Annotated in this window: 13 protein-coding genes and 1 pseudogene; 5 read left to right on the forward strand and 9 right to left on the reverse strand. The window is 60.9% G+C overall.

The features are described 5' to 3' along the window. Nucleotides 1-14: 14 nt before the first annotated feature. Nucleotides 15-965 carry a LysR family transcriptional regulator gene (locus tag EN862_RS11075; protein ID WP_127868489.1) on the forward strand — a complete coding sequence of 317 codons (951 nt, stop codon included), beginning with the start codon at nt 15-17 and terminating at the stop codon, nt 963-965. A 135-nt stretch (nt 966-1,100) separates the two neighbouring features. Here the strand turns inward: EN862_RS11075 and EN862_RS11080 are convergent, their stop codons facing one another. Then, nucleotides 1,101-1,862 carry an SDR family oxidoreductase gene (locus EN862_RS11080; RefSeq protein ID WP_127868490.1) on the reverse strand — a complete coding sequence of 254 codons (762 nt, stop codon included), beginning with the start codon at nt 1,860-1,862 and terminating at the stop codon, nt 1,101-1,103. Nucleotides 1,863-1,963: 101 nt separating this feature from the next. Here EN862_RS11080 and EN862_RS11085 point away from each other — a divergent pair, with 101 nt between their 5' ends. Both EN862_RS11085 and EN862_RS11090 read left to right on the forward strand, forming a co-directional pair. After that, nucleotides 1,964-3,247 carry an aspartate aminotransferase family protein gene (locus EN862_RS11085; RefSeq protein ID WP_127868491.1) on the forward strand — a complete coding sequence of 428 codons (1,284 nt, stop codon included), beginning with the start codon at nt 1,964-1,966 and terminating at the stop codon, nt 3,245-3,247. 117 nt (nt 3,248-3,364) lie between these two features. Further along, nucleotides 3,365-4,372: a phosphotransferase enzyme family protein gene (locus EN862_RS11090; protein WP_127868492.1), complete on the forward strand. Its 1,008-nt coding sequence runs from the start codon at nt 3,365-3,367 to the stop codon at nt 4,370-4,372. Between the two features lie 6 nt (nt 4,373-4,378). On the opposite strand, the gene fabG is transcribed toward EN862_RS11090, so the two are convergent. The 5 genes from fabG to EN862_RS11115 all read right to left on the reverse strand — a co-directional run bounded on the left by fabG (nt 4,379) and on the right by EN862_RS11115 (nt 10,245). Continuing rightward, nucleotides 4,379-5,143, reverse strand: a complete 765-nt coding sequence (fabG, locus tag EN862_RS11095) for a 3-oxoacyl-ACP reductase FabG (RefSeq protein WP_127868493.1) — start codon at nt 5,141-5,143, stop codon at nt 4,379-4,381. An 81-nt stretch (nt 5,144-5,224) separates the two neighbouring features. Next, the gene (locus tag EN862_RS11100; protein WP_127868494.1) at nt 5,225-6,751 is read right to left on the reverse strand and encodes an APC family permease; all 1,527 of its coding nucleotides are present in this window, start codon (nt 6,749-6,751) and stop codon (nt 5,225-5,227) included. 99 nt (nt 6,752-6,850) lie between these two features. Then, nucleotides 6,851-7,549 (reverse strand): cysteine hydrolase family protein, encoded by a 699-nt coding sequence (locus tag EN862_RS11105; protein WP_127868495.1) that lies wholly within the window; start codon nt 7,547-7,549, stop codon nt 6,851-6,853. A gap of 9 nt (nt 7,550-7,558) precedes the next feature. After that, nucleotides 7,559-7,978: a diol dehydratase small subunit gene (locus EN862_RS11110; RefSeq protein WP_127868496.1), complete on the reverse strand. Its 420-nt coding sequence runs from the start codon at nt 7,976-7,978 to the stop codon at nt 7,559-7,561. Beyond that, nucleotides 7,975-10,245: a propanediol/glycerol family dehydratase large subunit gene (locus EN862_RS11115; protein ID WP_127868497.1), complete on the reverse strand. Its 2,271-nt coding sequence runs from the start codon at nt 10,243-10,245 to the stop codon at nt 7,975-7,977. Before EN862_RS11115 ends, EN862_RS11110 begins: the two co-directional genes overlap by 4 nt. A 306-nt stretch (nt 10,246-10,551) precedes the next feature. Here EN862_RS11115 and EN862_RS36820 point away from each other — a divergent pair. After that, a pseudogene (locus EN862_RS36820) lies at nt 10,552-10,689 on the forward strand (integrase); the annotation flags it as partial. Nucleotides 10,690-10,983: 294 nt separating this feature from the next. On the opposite strand, the gene EN862_RS11130 reads toward EN862_RS36820, so the two are convergent. The 3 genes from EN862_RS11130 to EN862_RS11145 all read right to left on the reverse strand — a co-directional run bounded on the left by EN862_RS11130 (nt 10,984) and on the right by EN862_RS11145 (nt 15,041). Continuing rightward, on the reverse strand, nt 10,984-11,226 hold the full coding sequence (locus EN862_RS11130) for a hypothetical protein (RefSeq protein WP_127866844.1): 243 nt from the start codon (nt 11,224-11,226) through the stop codon (nt 10,984-10,986). 117 nt (nt 11,227-11,343) lie between these two features. Continuing rightward, nucleotides 11,344-12,651, reverse strand: a complete 1,308-nt coding sequence (locus EN862_RS11135) for a polysaccharide biosynthesis/export family protein (RefSeq protein WP_127866845.1) — start codon at nt 12,649-12,651, stop codon at nt 11,344-11,346. A 1,550-nt stretch (nt 12,652-14,201) separates the two neighbouring features. Continuing rightward, entirely contained in the window at nt 14,202-15,041 is an 840-nt protein-coding gene (locus EN862_RS11145) for a WecB/TagA/CpsF family glycosyltransferase (RefSeq protein ID WP_127867269.1), read from the reverse strand. A 266-nt stretch (nt 15,042-15,307) separates the two neighbouring features. On the opposite strand from EN862_RS11145, the gene EN862_RS11150 reads away from it, so the two are divergent. Beyond that, nucleotides 15,308-16,801 (forward strand): hypothetical protein, encoded by a 1,494-nt coding sequence (locus tag EN862_RS11150; RefSeq protein ID WP_127866847.1) that lies wholly within the window; start codon nt 15,308-15,310, stop codon nt 16,799-16,801. Nucleotides 16,802-16,853 lie beyond the last annotated feature (52 nt).

The following is a 16,853-nucleotide window of genomic DNA, read 5'->3' on the forward strand; positions in this document are numbered from 1 at the left end:
TATAGCAATTTGCTATGAAGCTCGATGAACGGCATCTGGTGCAACTCGCTGCCGTGGTCCAGGCCGGTGGCGTCACCGAAGGCGCTGCCCTGCTTGGACTGACGCAGCCGGCGGTTTCGCGCACCTTGTCGATGCTGGAGAAGCGGCTCGGCGAGCCGCTGTTTCTGAAGGGCCGGCGCCCGTTGCAGCCGACGCCGCTCGGGCGCGCGCTGGCCGATCACGGCCAGGCCATGCTGGTGGCCTCGCGCAAGGCGTCGACGCTGGTCGAGCGTTTTCGCCAGGGCCGCACCGGCCTGGTCCGGGTCGGCGGCACGCCCTTCTTCATGGATGCGCTGATCTCCGGCATGATCGCCGAGTTCCAGAACGCCTCGCCGGATGTCCGCATCGACCAGAGCTACGGCTACCTGCCGGATTTGCGCGAGGCATTGAACGCCGACCGCATCGACCTCGCCATCTGCCCGATCGACATGCTCGACGAGGGCTCGGGCATGCGCTTCCAGGAAATCCTCCCGGGTCGCAACATCGTCGCCTGCCGCTCCACTCATCCGTTGCTTCTAAAGCGCCGGCTCAACGCTGTCGAGCTGCTCGACTATCCCTGGATCGCGCCGCCGCCAGGCAGTCCGCTGCTTGCTGACCTGCGCAGCCTTGCGTTGTCGCTAGGCGCGACCGAGATCAAGATCCGCTATGCTGGCGGCTCGCTGACCAGCGCCATCAACTACATGAAAGCGAGCGACGCGCTCACAATCCTGCCGCACAGCGTCGTCTTTGCCTTCCGCGCCGAGAAAGCGATCACCGCGCTGCCGGTCAACATCCCGCATCCCGAACGCGCGCTCGGCCTGCTCTACCGCACCGAGGATCTGCGCGCCCCGGCGGTCGAGGCCTTTTCAGCCCATATCCGCAAGAGCTTCGAAAATCTCAAGCATCTGATCAAGCGCCATGAGCAGGCAGTGGTTTGGGGGTTGTGATCCCTTGTCTCTGACACGATGGTCTCTGACACCATATTACAAGCTTCGGCGAGGCCCGATTGGAAACGGAATGACTGTTCTATTCAAAGATTCTAACTCCGGTCGAATTGACAGCCTCGTCTTGAAGGCTAACGGCTAGACCACCGTTTCTCCTCCATCGACAACCAGAATCTGACCCGTCATATACGAGGAGCGGTCAGACACCAGAAATAGCACTGCCTCCGCGATTTCCTCGACGCTTGCCCAACGGCCAAGCGGTACCCTTTCGCGGATGTAGGCTTCGATGGCTTCTCGGCCTCCCATCTGGGCGATGAAAGGAGCATTGAAGGGCGTGTCCACCCAGCCCGGGCAAAGCGCGTTGACGCGAATGCCGAAGCGGCCATAGTCGCCGGCCATCTGCCTTGTCATCGCGATCACCGCGTGCTTGGTCGTCGTATAGGCGATCATCTCGCGATCGTAGAGCACGCCGGAGCTCGACGATGTGTTGAGGATGACGCCGCGGCCTGCCTTCTTCATGAATGGCATCACGATGCGGGCACCCAGGAAGTGAGCCCGCACATTGAGAGTCCAGGAGGTGTCGAAGCCTTTCACGCTCACACCGAGCACGTCGCCTTCGACCTGTACGCCGGCATGATTGTGCAGGATGTCGATCCTGCCCTGAGTGTGGATGAAATCGTGAAAGCCGGCTTCAAGCGCCTGATCGTCGGTCAGGTCGAACACAAGTGCCTTTGCCCGGCCACCTGCGGCAAGAATTTGTTCGACGGTCGCGTTGGCGCCGTCGGTGCTCCGATCCGCCACGCCGACCACTGCACCCTCGCGCGCGATGATCAGCGCCGCAGCCCTGCCGATGCCGGATCCCGCGCCGGTGACGATTGCGGTCCTGTCCTTCAGGATCATCCCTCTTCACCCTTTCTCGCCGGCTTGTAATCCTGCATCATCCGGCGGGCGAGCCTCGGCCGCTCCGGTGCGCGCGCGTCAACCTTGAGGACAAGACAGGCATGTACGACTTCGGCCCCTTCGAGTTCGAGTCGAAGCAGGATTTTTTCGACAAGGCAATGCGTTTCTGGAATCCTGACAAGACCAGGTTCTGGCAGAAGGCCGGGATCGACCTGGTGATCGGGAGGCGGGAGGGTTATTTCCTCTACGACATGTCGGGGCGTCGCCTGATCGACCTGCACCTCAATGGCGGCACCTACAATCTCGGTCACCGCAATCCGCAGCTCGTAGAGACGCTGAAGAGCGCACTCGACTATTTCGACATCGGCAACCATTGGTTCCCTTCCGTGGCGCGAACGGCGCTAGCCGAATCCCTCATCAATGTCTCGCCCGGCATGAAATACGCGATCTTCGCGCCGGGCGGCGCGGAGGCGGTGGACATCGCCATCAAGAGCGCTCGCTATGCTACCAAGCGGCGCAAGATCGTGTCGATCATCAAAGGCTATCACGGACATTCGGGGCTCGCGGTAGCGACCGGCGACGATCGCTTCACCAAGATCTTTCTCTCCGACCAGCCGGAGACGTTCATCCAGGTGCCCTTCAACGATATCGACGCCATGGCGCAGGCGCTCGAGGGCGAAGACGTAGCGGCGCTGATTATGGAGACGATCCCCGCCACCTACGGCTTCCCGATGCCGAAGGACGGCTATCTCAACGCCTGCAAGGCGCTGTGCGAAAAACATGGCGCGATGTACATCGCCGACGAGGTCCAGACCGGCCTGATGCGGACCGGCAGCATGTGGGGCTGGCAGGCCTATGGTGTCCAGCCGGACATCATGGTGACGGCAAAGGGCCTATCCGGCGGCCTCTATCCGATCAGCGCGGCGCTGGTGAACGACAAGGCCGGCGGCTGGCTCAACGAGGATGGTGCGGCCCACATCTCGACCACCGGCGGGGCCGAGCTCGGCTGTGTCGTTGGCCACAAGGTCATCGAGATGCTGCAGCGGCCTGAACTGGTGGCCAATGTCGGCACCGTGACCGAGTTCATGACGCAGGCCATGCGCGAGATGCTGGCTCGTCACGGCGATATCTTCACCGGGGTGCGGCAGAAGGGCGTGATCCTCGGTCTGGAATTCAGCAATCACCCGGAGGGCGCCGTCTTCGCGTCGCGTGCACTCTACGAGCAGGGCGTCTGGGCGATCTTCTCGTCGCTCGACAAGCGGGTGCTGCAGTGGAAGCCTGGCGTGCTTCTGGATCCAGAAACCTGCCGGGACATCATGGATCGCTTCGACGCGGCAATGCCGCGCGCCCGAGAGTTGCTGCATCAGGCAGGCAAGGCGAGTTGACATGTCCCGAACCTGGTTGAAACTGCCAAGCGTCCGGTTCGAGCTGGCGGCCGGGCTTGCCGTGATCGCGCGGATTCTGACAGGGGACAAGGGTGCAATGATAGGGCAGGGCGGACAGTGACGGATTTCGACGCACTCACCCACGACCAGCAACTCGGCATCCTGCAGGAGACGGCGGAGGCGGCCACCGCCAACTACGATCTGCCGGCGGACGTTTCCGTCGAGATGATCAACCTGTCGGAGAATGCGACCTACAAGATTGCGGCTCGCGACGGCCGGCGGTGGGCGCTCCGGATCCATCGCGACGGCTACCATTCAAGGACAGCCATCCAATCAGAACTGGCCTGGCTGGCCGATCTGCGCCAGACCGGGATCGTCCCCACACCCGTGCCGGTGGCGGGGAAGGACGGTGAGCAAATCCAGCTTGTCGGCCATGCCAGACTGGCGCAACCCCGCCATGTCGTGTTGTCGCAATGGGAGACCGGTTCGGAGCCGGGCATAGGCGAGGCGCTTAGCGAACCTTTCGAGGTGCTGGGCGAGGTAACGGCCCGCATGCACATCCACGCCCGGCAGTGGCGGCGCCCTTCGTGGTTCAGCCGCCACGTGTGGGATTTTGAGACGAGCCTCGGCGAGGAGAGGCCGCATTGGGGACGCTGGCGGGACGGCATGGGCGTCGACGCCGCGAAAGCCAAGCTCTTTGGCCGCACCGCGGAGCTGATCGGCCGCAGGCTCGCTGCCTTCGGCAAGGGCCATGACCGCTTCGGCCTTATCCATTGCGATCTGCGGCTCGCCAACCTTTTGATCGACGGCAAGACAGTGAAGGTCATCGACTTCGACGACTGCGGCTTTGGCTGGTATATGTATGATGCCGCGACGCCCATCTCTTTCTACGAGCACGAACCGCAGGCTGCCGATCTTATCCAGTCGTGGACGACCGGCTATCGCCGCGTGCTTGATCTGCCCAAGGCGGACGAGGACGAGATCCCGACCTTTGTGATGCTGCGCCGTCTGCTGCTGGTTGCGTGGATCGGCTCGCACGCGGAGACGGACCTCGCCAGGTCGGTGGGCCTGCCCTATACCGAAGGAACGGTCGGGCTGTGCGAGGCGTATCTGAGCAAGTTTTGAACCACTCTATGCCAGCGCTTCCAGGCTCTCCGGCAGGATTTGGCCGCCGTCGACGATGATCGTCTGCCCTGTCACGTAGCCTGCTTCTTTCGACGCAAAGTAGAGCGCGGCGTAGCCGATGTCCTCCACCGTTCCGAGCCGCTTGAGCGGGATCGAGGCGGCCATGGTCTTCTGATAGTCCTCGCCCAGGCCGGCAAGGCCTTCGGTCACGATGTTGCCCGGCATGACGGCGTTGATGGTGATGCTGTATTTCGCCAGTTCGATGCAAGCCGTTCGCATGAAGCCGAGCTGTCCCGCTTTGGTGGCGCCGTAGTGCGACCAGCCGGGAAAACCGGTGATCGGGCCGGTGATCGACGACGTCAGCACGATGCGGCCCTGGTCGGATGTCTTGAGATAGGGAACCGCTGCCTTGACCGCGTGGAAGGTGCCCTTGAGGTTGGTGTCGACAACCTCGTCCCATTGCTGCGAGGTCATGTCTTCGAGCCGCGCTTGCGGAAAGATGCCGGCATTGGCGCACAAAACGTCGATACGACCGTTTCTCGCGGCTGCCACTGCAAGCGCGCTCTCGATGCTGGCGAGCGCGGTAACGTCGCCAACCACACCAAAGGCGCCATGGCCGATCTCGGCGGCCGCGGCTTCGGCCTGGTCGGGATGGCGCGCAACGATCGCGACCTTGGCACCCGAGAGTGCGAACACCCGCGCTATGCCCTTGCCGATGCCTTTCGATCCGCCGGTAACGACGACAGACCGACCCTTCAAGGACTGGGTCATGACTTGAAGCTCCAAGATGTGACGGGGACAGAGCGGATGCCCTGTCGCCGCTGTCGCAAGGATTTCTGGGCCGTAGGCGCCCTAGCCCTCGTTCACCATGTGACCGATGTTCTCATATGCCTTGGGGTTGGCCGACTTCAGCACGAAGCCCCAGATCAAGCCGACGATAAGGATAGCAAGCCCGACATAGGGGATGCTCCTGGCAAAGCCATTGGTGCCGCCCAGGGTGGCGAGATTGGCAACAAGCGTGTAGACGAGGACCAGTTGGACAATGAGTGAGATCAACGGCGCGATGACAGTCGTCAGCATGCTGCCGCCGCCGTTCTTCTTGAACCACATGTAGATCGCCAGCGAGACAACGGCTTGCAGCACCAAAAGCAGTCCGGTGCCAAGCACAGCAAACAGCGTATAGACGCCAAGCCAGGCCTGTCCGGACGGATCGTCGAAGCCGTAGGCCAGACCGTAGAGCAGCACCCATACCGCCGCCAGCACCGATTGCAGCGCCGAGGCCTTGTGTGGGCTCTTGTGGTGGTCATGCGTCTCGGCGATCGCCTGCGGCAGGACGCCTTCGCGCGCCAGCGAATACAAATAGCGGGAAGCAGTGTTGTGGAAGGCCATGCCGCAGGCGAAGGAACTGGTCAGGATGAGCAGCGACATCAGCTGGTAGCCCCAGCCGCCGACAAAAGTCTGAATGGGCGTCAGGAAGAAGTTCACGCCGTCGGAGAAAGCCTTGGCTACCATATCGGCCTCGGTCGGATAGGCCGCCACCGCGCACCAGCTGACGAAGGTGTAGAACAGGCCGAGGCCAATGACCGAGATCAGCAGCGATTGCGGAATGATGCGCTTGGGATCGCGGGATTCCTCGGCATAGTTCGGCGCCATCTCGAAGCCGACCCAGGACCAGAACGCCATGAAGATGCCGACGGCCGCCGCGCCCGCCGGGATAGCCACGGTTCCGACTGTCTGTTCGGCGACTGGCGTGAACACCTTGAACACATTGAGCGAATCGCCGGAAAAATTCGTTGCGCCATGGGCAAAAATCACGCCCAGCGAAAAGATCAGAAGCATGATCACCTCAAGAATGAGGGCTATGCCGAGCAACCGCGCCGACACCTTCACGTCGCGGTAGGCAAGTGCCGCGATGACCACGATCATGACCAGGGCAAGGACGATCCACGGTACGTTGATGCCGAAGTGCTGGGAAATCCACAAATTGCCGAAAAATGCGAACAGTCCGGTAAGGGAAGCTTCGAACAGCGAGTAGCAGGCGAGCGAGCCGATGCCCGCCGACATGCCGACCTCACGGCCGAGCCCCTGGCTGATAAAGGAGTAGAAGCCGCCGACGGAGGAGACCCGCGATGCCATCGCGGCATAGCCGACCGAGAAGATGGTCAGCACGATCGTCGCCATCAGGAAGGCTGCCGGCGTGTATTTGCCGATGCCGTAGCCTGCCGCGAACGGGACATTGCCCAGCATCGCCGACATCGGCGCCGCGCCGGTGACGGCGAGAAACAGCACTCCGGCGAGCCCCACGGCCTTCGAGTGCAAAAGATTGATGCTGTTACTTTTCGAGACGTCGATCGTCCCGCGTGCAGTTTCCATGGTCATGAAGCCCTCTCCATTCGTGACAGCTGTATGCCGTTCCCCGCACATGGCGGCCGATGTGTCCCGGCCTGCTCGTGCAGCCACGACACTACGGACGCCGCGTCACTTTGCCAAGGCCATGATTTCGCAAAGCTCGCCGCTCGACATCACGTGGCAGTAGATCATGTTGATGATTTCGAGCTCCTTGCGATGAAGCTCGTCGGTCGCCGCCGCGCAGCAATCCTCGAGCACGATGACGGCATAGCTTTCGTCGGCCAGGCTGCGCACAGTCGAAGACACGCACTGGTCCGTGAAGATACCGCAGCAGATGACATTCCGGATGCCGAGATTGTGCAGGATCAGGCGCAGATTTGTTCCCGTCAGCGCGGAATCGGTGGTTTTGGTCACCACGATTTCGTCGCCGACCGGCTGAAGTTCTGGAACGAGCTGCGACGGCGCGTCGTTCTTTGGCAACAGCAAATTGTTCCAGCCTGGCATTTTCTGCGAAAGCGAGCGGTCGCGCCCGTCCTGCGTGTGACAGGCGATGCGGGCAAAAAGGCATTCGATGCCGTTATGCCGTGCCAGCGCCAGCAGTCTTGCCGTGTTCGGTATGACCGTGCTGTGCATGCGCTCGTGGAACGGCGTCCACAGATCGTAGCGTTGCTGTTCCTGCGGCGAAAGTGACGCGCGGTCCGGCCGCTCCAGGTAGGTGTTCTGAACGTCGATGACCAGGATGGCGGTTTGCGCCGGAACCAGCACCGGATCATCCGGCTCGGGTGCGCCGAGATAGTAGAGCGAACGGAATCCGGTTTTCCAGCTCATGCGGTTCTTTCAGAAGCGGAACGTGAAAAGGCCGCGCGCCGCGTAGGTCTCGGCGGCTTCTTCGATGAAACGGGCGATGCGTTCGGCCTGATAGGTGCCGCGCATCGTGGCGGCGGCCTCGAGCAATTCTTCCTTGGACTTGGCGCGTCCGGGGCGCAGAAGTTCATAGACCTGCATGATGAAATCCTGCGGCACCTCGACAAGCTCTGCCCCACGCTCGAAGTTGAGTGCCAGTGTCGGCCGGCCGACATCGCGCGCGATGTCGGCCTGTGCCTGCAGCGCTTGTGGTGTGATGCGAAGGTCTTCCATCGTCACGTCGCCCGCAAGCACCGAATCCAGCGTTATCTCAGGAAGCGACTTGCCGCGCTTGCCCGCAACAGTGCCGGGCTGTGTTTCGGCGAGCGGATAGTCGGCGCGCGTGAGGGTCACGATTTCACCTCCGTCAGGGTGACGTCGACCTCTTCGGGAGCCGCACCGGCCTCCGTCAGTCCGGTTTCGATGGCGTAGATCAGGGCGACGCGGGCGTGGTAGCGAGACCCCATGGCCTCGCCCCGCTGCGGCACAACGATGGGCTCTGGCATTTCGCCCAGCGCATAGGCCGCCGCATTGGCACCCAGCGCGCGATAGTGCTCAAGCCTGGTGATCGGCGCATTGGAAAACAGTTCGAGGTTGTTGTGCGGCTGGCGGTCACGCTGGTGAATGACGGCCGTGCCCTTGGCCTGGATGCCGATGCCGATGCCGCTGCCGGCAAGCCGCGCAGCGGACAGGCCGAGGAAGGACGTATCGGCCGTATGGCGAAAGCGAACGACGCGCGCCTTGAGCCCGCGTGCGCGGATCGCATCCAGCATGGCGCCAAGCACCTCGGACAGCCGATGTCCGGCCGTCGTTCGGTAAAGCTTCAAGCCGAAGGCCGGGCTGATGCCGATCACCACGTCGTCGTTTGCTGGCCCGTTCGTTGCCGGCCCAAGGTTGCGATAGCGGATGTGCCTTGCCTCGTCCTTCTCGTGCAGGGCTTCCGAGCGCAGCACTTCCTTCTGGTCCAGCACATCTCGGATGTCATTGAGCTGCAGGCGCCGTTCTTCGGACACGCGATAGCCGGAGCCGGGACCGAGATAGTCGTTCGGATCGTTGACCGCACTCACGATCCGCCCCTCGCGGATCATGGCTGAGGTCTGCAGATAGTCACCGGAGAGGCGCAGCTTGACCACGTTGAGGAGGTTCTCCGCCTCTTCTCGGAACCCACGCTTGGCCAGCGCCTTGACGACGTCGATCACGGTGATGCCGCGCTCCTTGATGGCTTCGCTGATAAAGCTGACGTCGCGTGGCATCAGGCTGCGCGTGTCGTCGGAACCGGAAGCGTAGACCACGCTGCTCTTCATGTCCTCGGTCGGTGAGGAAAGGTCGAGTTCCTCGAACACGGCGGCGATCGCTTCCACCGCCCGCTCGCGCAGCTCGATCGCGCGCGACTCGGGCAGCGGCGTCAGCCCGCCATCGGCCTCGAAATCGCGCTGCAGCACAAGATAATCTTCCAGTTCCTCGCCGTTGATCAGCGACGGGTTGAACGAATTGTCGTATTTCAGGATCGACCCCATGCCGGAGCAGATCAGATCCGAGCCGGCAATCAGGTAGGGAAGGATCTTGGCGCCGACGCGAATTTCCGATTCGGTCGAGCGCGCGTCATTGCCCGAGGCGCATTCGAGATCGAGCCAGACGGCGATGAGGTTCTCGGCCATCAGCTCGCGAACACCGCCGGGTATAGTGGCGGTCAAAGGCGCTCCGTCGATACCGCCATTTTGCGTGCCTTGCACCCCCATGCCGCGCTGCAGGCAAAGGCAGCGCGCCTCAAGGTAGAGCAGCGATTTTGCTTCATGGAAGCCCATCAGCAATTCGGAGCCGGCACCCGACGTACAGCGCATCTTGACGCCGCGCGAGGCGTAGGCGGCGGCGAGAAATGCCTTGGACCACGGCGTGTCGTCGCCATCGGTGAACGACTTTTCAGTACCGTAGACGGAAACGGTTTCGGCGTAGGAGGTAAAGCCGGCCATGGCGATGCGCAGCTCTTCGGCCTCCTCACTGGAGCATTGGAACAGCGTTCCCCAGCGACCGACCGCGCCGCCTACCGCGCACGCCACCGCGTTGGACCAGGCGTTGCGCGACACACGCATCGTTGTCTCGATCTCGTCGAAGCCAAAGGCGACGGCGGTTGCGGCGTCTGCGGCGAGCTGGAGCGGGTCGTCCTTGGCGTTGGTTACATGCGCCTGGTTGCCTGGCGTCTTGCGGGCTCGCATCTTCGAGTAGGCGAAGGCGATCTCCAGCGCGTTGAGCTGCGACACGACCTCAGCGAGTTTCGCAGGCGTCATGCCGTGGGCGAGCCGCACGAGCTTTTCGCGCGGAACGTTCATGTCGACCAGCCAGCGCGCAATGGTCGCTGACTCCAGGGCCATCGCTTCGGGCGCCACTTCCGGGTCGATGTGATGGCGGGCAATGAAGCGGTCGATCATGTCGTAGTCGTGTTCGAGCACCCCATCGAGGGATACGACGCGCCCGTCCTTGATGCCGATGCCAGGCTGGGGATCGGCCGGACTGGAGAAAGCGGAGAAGCCGTTGGCAGGATCTTCCGCCGCAAACTTGTCCAGACGCAACGGGCGCTCGTCCCAGTCGGCGAAGCGCTTCCAGCGGTTCAGTTTCGGCGTCATGCGTGCGATCCTCGGCCCAGCCGAAAGACTAGTGAATGCTTACTCGCCACACAATGACCCTGGATCGACCGCCGGCCAAGGGGGTGCAGGCCACGGGCTCAAAAGCTCCTCGCCGCTGTTGGCACGGTGACGGTACTTTGAAAGACCACGCTATCGGACGCCGCAAGCTGCGAGAAATCGTCCGATTGGTCTCGATAGTTGGTGAAACGTCGAAAATATTCTCGAGTCGATTTTCCATTTAAAATCAAAAGCATAACGTTTTGACGGTCTTGATGCCGGTGTTTGGGCAGCGGCAAGAAGTATTTTGGGCGCTCTTCTCGCGGCGTCTACAACAAGGCGGAATACGAGATCCAGCGTCGCCACATGATGCAGCAGTGGTCAGACGTGGTCGAAGCTTGGGTCGAGGGGAGAAGACGCTCCATCGCGCTAATGCCCCGACGATGACGGCCTTTGAGCCCGATCCAGCGCTTTGACAGGACCGGTCTTTCGCAAACTTGCATCGCGAGCTTGGCGCGCCTGATAGGTACCGCCCGGCGAGCACGCAACCAGGCCTCGACCTCGGCCAGATCCCAAACGACGCGCTCTACAACGTGTCGAGCTCCGAGATGCTCGGGATGGTGGAAGGTCCGCGCATGCGGATGGGCCAGATCAGCGCCCAGCAAAAAAGCCCGGGCTGATCGAGCGAGCGGCCCGGGCATTTCAAATGCTGTCGAACAAAGGCCTAAATTTCTCGAACCACTATTTTCCGGTTTGGCCGGGAGGGCCGATGTGAATGTGGTTCTTGTCCCCCCAGCCGTTGCCCGGCCATCCGCCCGATTTGGCGATTGCCCTGGAGTTCAAGCTCGTGCCGAGCAGAAGCGTGATGGCTGGCGGGGTGACCGCCGCGAAGCGTCCCGCCTTCTTGAGAAAGTCACGACGCGCCTGAGCTTCGGAAACGAGAATCTCCGGTTTCCCTTCCGAAGGTTTATTTTCGATCGCCATGTCAAGGCCCTCTATTTCTGGAAAATTACTTTACAGATTGCAGAAAAATAAACCAGTACGTCAAAAGGCCTAGGCTTCGCGCGAGAGAAAACAACGCGACGTCCTTGGTCTTCTCACTCATTGCACGTCAGCTGGGCTTTTCCCATCCGCCCGGACGATCGCTGTCTCTGCCGCCGACTGCGGACCGTCGGCCGTCTGGCTGACGGTCCGCTCGACTGTGACAATGTCGCCCGGTTCGATTGGAGGGTCGCGGCCGTCATCAAACGTGAGGATACTCTGCCTGCGTCTGATCGTGAATCGAATAGCGCTTGCCGTGTGCAATGGGTTAGCGATTGCTGCCTGCGCTTGGCCCATAATGTCGCTGAGCGTCTGGATGCGGTTCACGGCCTCATGCAGGCTTGCCTCTGTCGCCTGCATATCTGCGAGAACTTCCTGCTGCTTGGAGGATTGCAAGTCGAACATGTCCTTCTCGATTTTGGAGATCTGTTCGCGCACAATGAAGATGCGGCCATTGATATCAAGCTGCTGCGACTGCAACTCAGTGTGTGCTTGCTGGAGAGTCAAGATCTGTGCCGCCGTGATCAGGCCGTTCTGGACCAAGCCCTTCGTGCGTTCGACTTGGGCCTCAATCCTTTGAGACTGATCTGCGTTCACGTCAATGCGCCCTTGAAGTGCCTTCACCTCCTCTTCGTTCAGCGCCTTCTGGCTCGCAAGTGAGTTGAGACCCTGGCGCAATGCGTTGCGCCGCTCTTCAAAAAGCTGGCGCTCTCTTTCCACGAGAGATTTCGAGTTTGCACCGAGTTCGGGTGGGAAGGAGACTGCGGACTCACCCGCAAGTTCAGCGCCAAGCCGCGCACGTTTTGCCTTGAGTTCGTCGATTCTTTGCGACAGCGTACGCGCATCGCCCGCCGCCGAAAGGAGGTCGTGCGCCGGCTGCCACACCGTTGCCCCCTGCATCAACCGGGACCCGCCGGCGATACTGTAGGCCTTCAATGCCGTGAGCCCCGGTTTGAACGCAAATTCACCGGGGTGATCGACATCGCCCATAACGTAATAGGGCCGGTACTCTGCAACATCGACGATGACACTGGGCTTGGCGATGAGGCCGACTTGGGCCTGCAGTCTGTTCGCAACATCGGCGGCGATTTCCGGCGCGCTGCGCGACGCCGCATCGACGAGCCCGATCAGCGGCAACTCCACCCGCCCATTGCTTCCGACAACGAACTCTCCATTGAATGCAGGCCACTCGCGCAATGTCCCATCCGCCTGCTGCCAGTCATAGACGCGAACGCTCAGCTTATCCTGCGGGCTGATCGTTAAGTTGAGGCCATCCTCGGCCCGCGCCGCCGCCACAGTCAAAGCCATAGCAGCGGTCAGTGAAACATAAAGCGGAACATTGCGATGCATGAACTCACCCGTTTCCAACAGAGCAGCTCCAAACAATCAGAACGAGCGACAGGCCACGGCGTCAATGCCTGATTGTGACGGCGAGATTACTTGAGGGTGAGTTTATCAACACCAGCCGCGGGTGAGGTAGTGCGCATCGGATTAAACCGGTCTACCTCTTTCGGAGTATTGTGAGGCGCATAATCAGCCAATTGGAATAGCTCGAGCCGTGCGGCTCTAGGGCTGCACCGCTGTAGACGGTTTCACGTCTTTGCCGTCCCGCTTAGTCGCGATCTTTTCGACTTGATCGGTCGCCTGATTGTGGGGGCGTATTACCTGAACCGTATTGTCGCGGCTCAATATATTGAAATAGGCGTAAGAGATTGCCATCCACAATGGGATCGACAGCAAGAGCCCAATGGCTATCCCCTTGAATGCATGTGAGGAACTCATCTCCAACTCTCGTATCTCTGCAAGTCTTGCAATACTAGTGTTTGTCGCTCAGAAGTGTGCAGCCGTTCTGGGACAACGACACGCATCAAAACAAAGGCTTAAGGCGCATCGCTTGGATCCGTTTCAGCGCGACGCACTTTAATACCAGCTACCCACAACGGAGCATGCCGCTTACCCACAACGGAGTATACCACATACCTACGACGGAGTAATGGCCTAAACGACTTTTGCAAACAATTCACTGCCCAGAGTAATTACTCCCCTTCCGAGGTTTGGCGGCAGAGTGGCTTATCGGGCTGCCGCTATTTTCATCCTGAACCGAGAGGCAAGTGCGGCATCTGTGACGTCAAGGACAAATTCGTCCGGATCGAACTCGTCGCCGAACTCTTCGACGCGTTCGGCGTGTTGGGGATGGCTAGGATCCGCCAGGATGGCCAGCAATTTCCTGACAACCCCAGACGCCGCCGCAATCTTCCGGCGGACAATTGCGCTTACCCGCGATACAGACCGGATAGACTTCCTCCTCGACCGCCGGCTCGCTTCTTTCGAATGCGCTGCCAGTTGTCTCTGAAGTCGTAAATATAGGTGAAGCGAACGACAAGAGATCTCAGCAGGCCGTTTAGGCTCACTCGATTTTCGTCGGCGACGTCATCGACACTGTGCCGATCGCCAAATTGGTCGCCCCCCGAGGTAGGTCTTGCCGTTGGCGTTGTGGGCGATCGGGTGCTGATTCCTCTCGAACTCCTCCCAGGAAATATATGCCTCATGATGGCCGCGGATCGAAACCTCCCAGTCCTTCCAGTTGCGGCGGCCATCCAGTCCGGAAGATGGAAGGTCCGCTGTGCGGCTGCCGTATAAAGAGGTGGCGGATGCCGTCAGTGATCATGCTCACCGACCACGGCAAAGTTCTGCCCGCCCAACGGATGGAATGGATGAGTGACGACCACGTCGAAGCCTGGATTCCCTCCCGGACCTTGACCCGCATCGCACGGCTGGCCCGCATTCGAAATCGACGCGACCCAAGCCTTGGACCTTCAAGACAGGCGCTATCAGCTAAGCGCTTGCGTTGGACGGAAGCCGCCAAAAGGTCCCGTTGTCGCGAGCGCGCACCGAGGGGCTGGAGACGGAAAGAGCGCCTACTGCGAGGTGTGCCTGGTCTTGCTGAGCAGAGCCCAAGTGGCGATTAGGTTGGTCGTGGCGTAGCGGACCAACAGGCGCCTTGGTTCGAGATACAGCCGGTGCGCCCACTCGAGACCGGCCGACTGCATCCATTGTGGTGCCCGCCTGTGGGCGCCGGACAGAAAGTTGAACAACCCGCCGCTGGTCTTCATCACGCCAACATTGGTCAGCTCTTGTCGCCAGCGATGGCAGAACTCGAGCTCGCGCGGAAAACCCATCGCTACCCACAGTATATCTGGTCGTAAGACATTGATCTCCTGCACTGCCAGCAGCTCTTCATCCGTGGACGCAAAGTAGCCGTTCCTCCGTCCCACAATTCGAAGGCCGGGATAGCGGGCGCGGACATTGCCAACAGCGGATCGATTCTCATCTTCCGAAGCGCCGAGCATGTAGAAGCTCGCGCCTTCGGCGGCAGCGAGCTTCGCCACATCGTGGAACAGATCCGTGGTCGCGGAGCGATCTCGCAGCGCGCCGTTTCCCAGCAACCGGGAAGCGAAGACAAGCGGCTGGCCATCGGCGCTCAGAACATGCGTGCACGCAAGGAGCTGCTGTGTGCGATGACGGTTCCGGCCAACGTATAGGTCGGCCAACACCTGTCCGTTGACTGACGAACAGATATAGGGGGCGAGTCCGCTGCCCCTGGCCTTTAGGGCCATGTCAACCACGAGTCTTGCGGTCTCAACACGGCTGAGGGTGGCAATGCTCACGCCACCAATGATCTCCGTGGGTAGCGCCTGGGAAGCGGTGCGCCCACGCATTTGCATTCGTGACGACTTACTGACGGTGTCCGCACGCATCATCGAATCCCTTTGCCGGTTGGTGCGCTGTGCAGTTGGCGGGATTTTACCAGCGCACAGGGAGTGCCGCGGGAGCGCAAAAGGTCGATGGGTCTCACTCAAAGGAGGTAAGCCGGCTAACCCGCAAGGCCCAATAACGCTGCTGTCAGATCCATGCTAGCAACTGGGGCCAGTGGTAGATTGCAGAACCGCCATCGCCGGTTTGACGTCTTAGACTCAGTTATAGTGTGTGGATGGCTATGAATCAGGTTCTAGTTCCAGGGACGTTGAGCCTCGAAAGCAAAGGTCAGAATGAGAAAGCCGTAATCCGCAGACTTTTCAGCGAACTGGACACGGCAAGGATTTCCTATTGCCATTGGAAGAGCAACTGCCGTCTTGAAGCGACCCTTGCCGGCGAGGAAGACATTGACATTCTTGTGGACCGCCGACAGGCCGCGAAGTTCCAAGGGGTGCTGAGCGTCTCGGGGTTCAAACTGGCGCAATCCGCTCTTGGAGGCGGCCACCCCAGCACATTTCACGCGATTGGCCTTGACGGTCACACGGGCGAGCTTGTCGACCTTCACGTCTGCCACGAAGTCTATAGCGGCGACAGCCTGGTGAAGAACTACCGCATGCCGATCGAGGGCGAGCTCCTTGCCAACACCCGTGAACTCTTGGGGGTGAAGGTGCCGGACGCGGCCTGCGAGTTGGTCTATTTTGTGCTGAGGATCGCGCTGAAACATCTGAGTCCCATCGAATTACTGAAATCAAACCGTCATCGCAGCAAACACGCCGACGAACTTGCCTGGCTACAACAGGCGGCCAGTCGAAGCATCGTGCCGCCCCCGGCCATTTGCGACAGGCTGTTTCCCGTTATTGGTGCTGAACTCTTTTCCGATCTCGTCAATGCTATCGCCAGACAAGAAGCAATTTTCCTCCGTATTCGGCTTGGCTGGAAAGTCGCATGGCGGCTGCGCGGCACGCGGCGGCTTTCAGCATTTGGCGCTGCTGTCTCGCGGCTCTGGCGCTTTGGCGATTTCGTCAGGGGCAGGCTGAGTGGCGCGAAGAGTTTGCACCTCGTGAGCGGCGGCGGCATTGTGGCACTGGTGGGCCCCAAGGCGACGGGCAAATCAACGACTGCGAATGAACTCGCCCGCTGCCTCGGCCGGCACCTAAACGTTTGCCGCATCCACGCTGGCAAACCGCCGCCAACGTTGATTTCCTGGATTCCGAACTGGTTCGTTCCGCTGGCGCGTCGCCTCCTGCCGCATGAACGGATGGCGGTCTATGAAGACCCCGCGCGCCGCGAGCGTCGCGATTTCTCCCTCTTCCATGTCGCACGGATGGCATTGCTCGCACACGACCGCCGCCGTCTGCTGCAGCGCGCTTTGCGCAAAGCGGCAGCGGGCGCAATTGTCATATCTGACCGATATCCCTCGTTGCAGCCCGGCACCATCGACAGCAGCAGCTTCGACAGTGTGGCCCTTGCCAGTTGCGATTCATGGCTGAAGCGCAAGTTGATGCAATACGAACGCTACTGCTACTCCGCGATACCCCGTCCCAATCTCGTAATAAAACTCACAGCGCCGATCGCTATCGCCATCGCGCGCGATGCCACACGCGACAAGGCAGGAGGACCGGACGAGGCCGCGGTACGTCGGCATTGGGAACTCGAACGTAAGACGGATTTCGGATCGACGCCTGTCGTCACCATCGACACAACCGGACCTCTGGAAGAGACGGCCAGACAGGCGGTCAATGCGGTTTGGGCGGTCTTGTGAAAAAGAAGGGTTGGATCCTTGGTGCACGATCTACGGGATGGCAACACACAGG

The organism is Mesorhizobium sp. M2E.F.Ca.ET.219.01.1.1 (assembly GCF_004016445.2).
Taxonomy (GTDB): Bacteria; Pseudomonadota; Alphaproteobacteria; order Rhizobiales; family Rhizobiaceae; genus Mesorhizobium.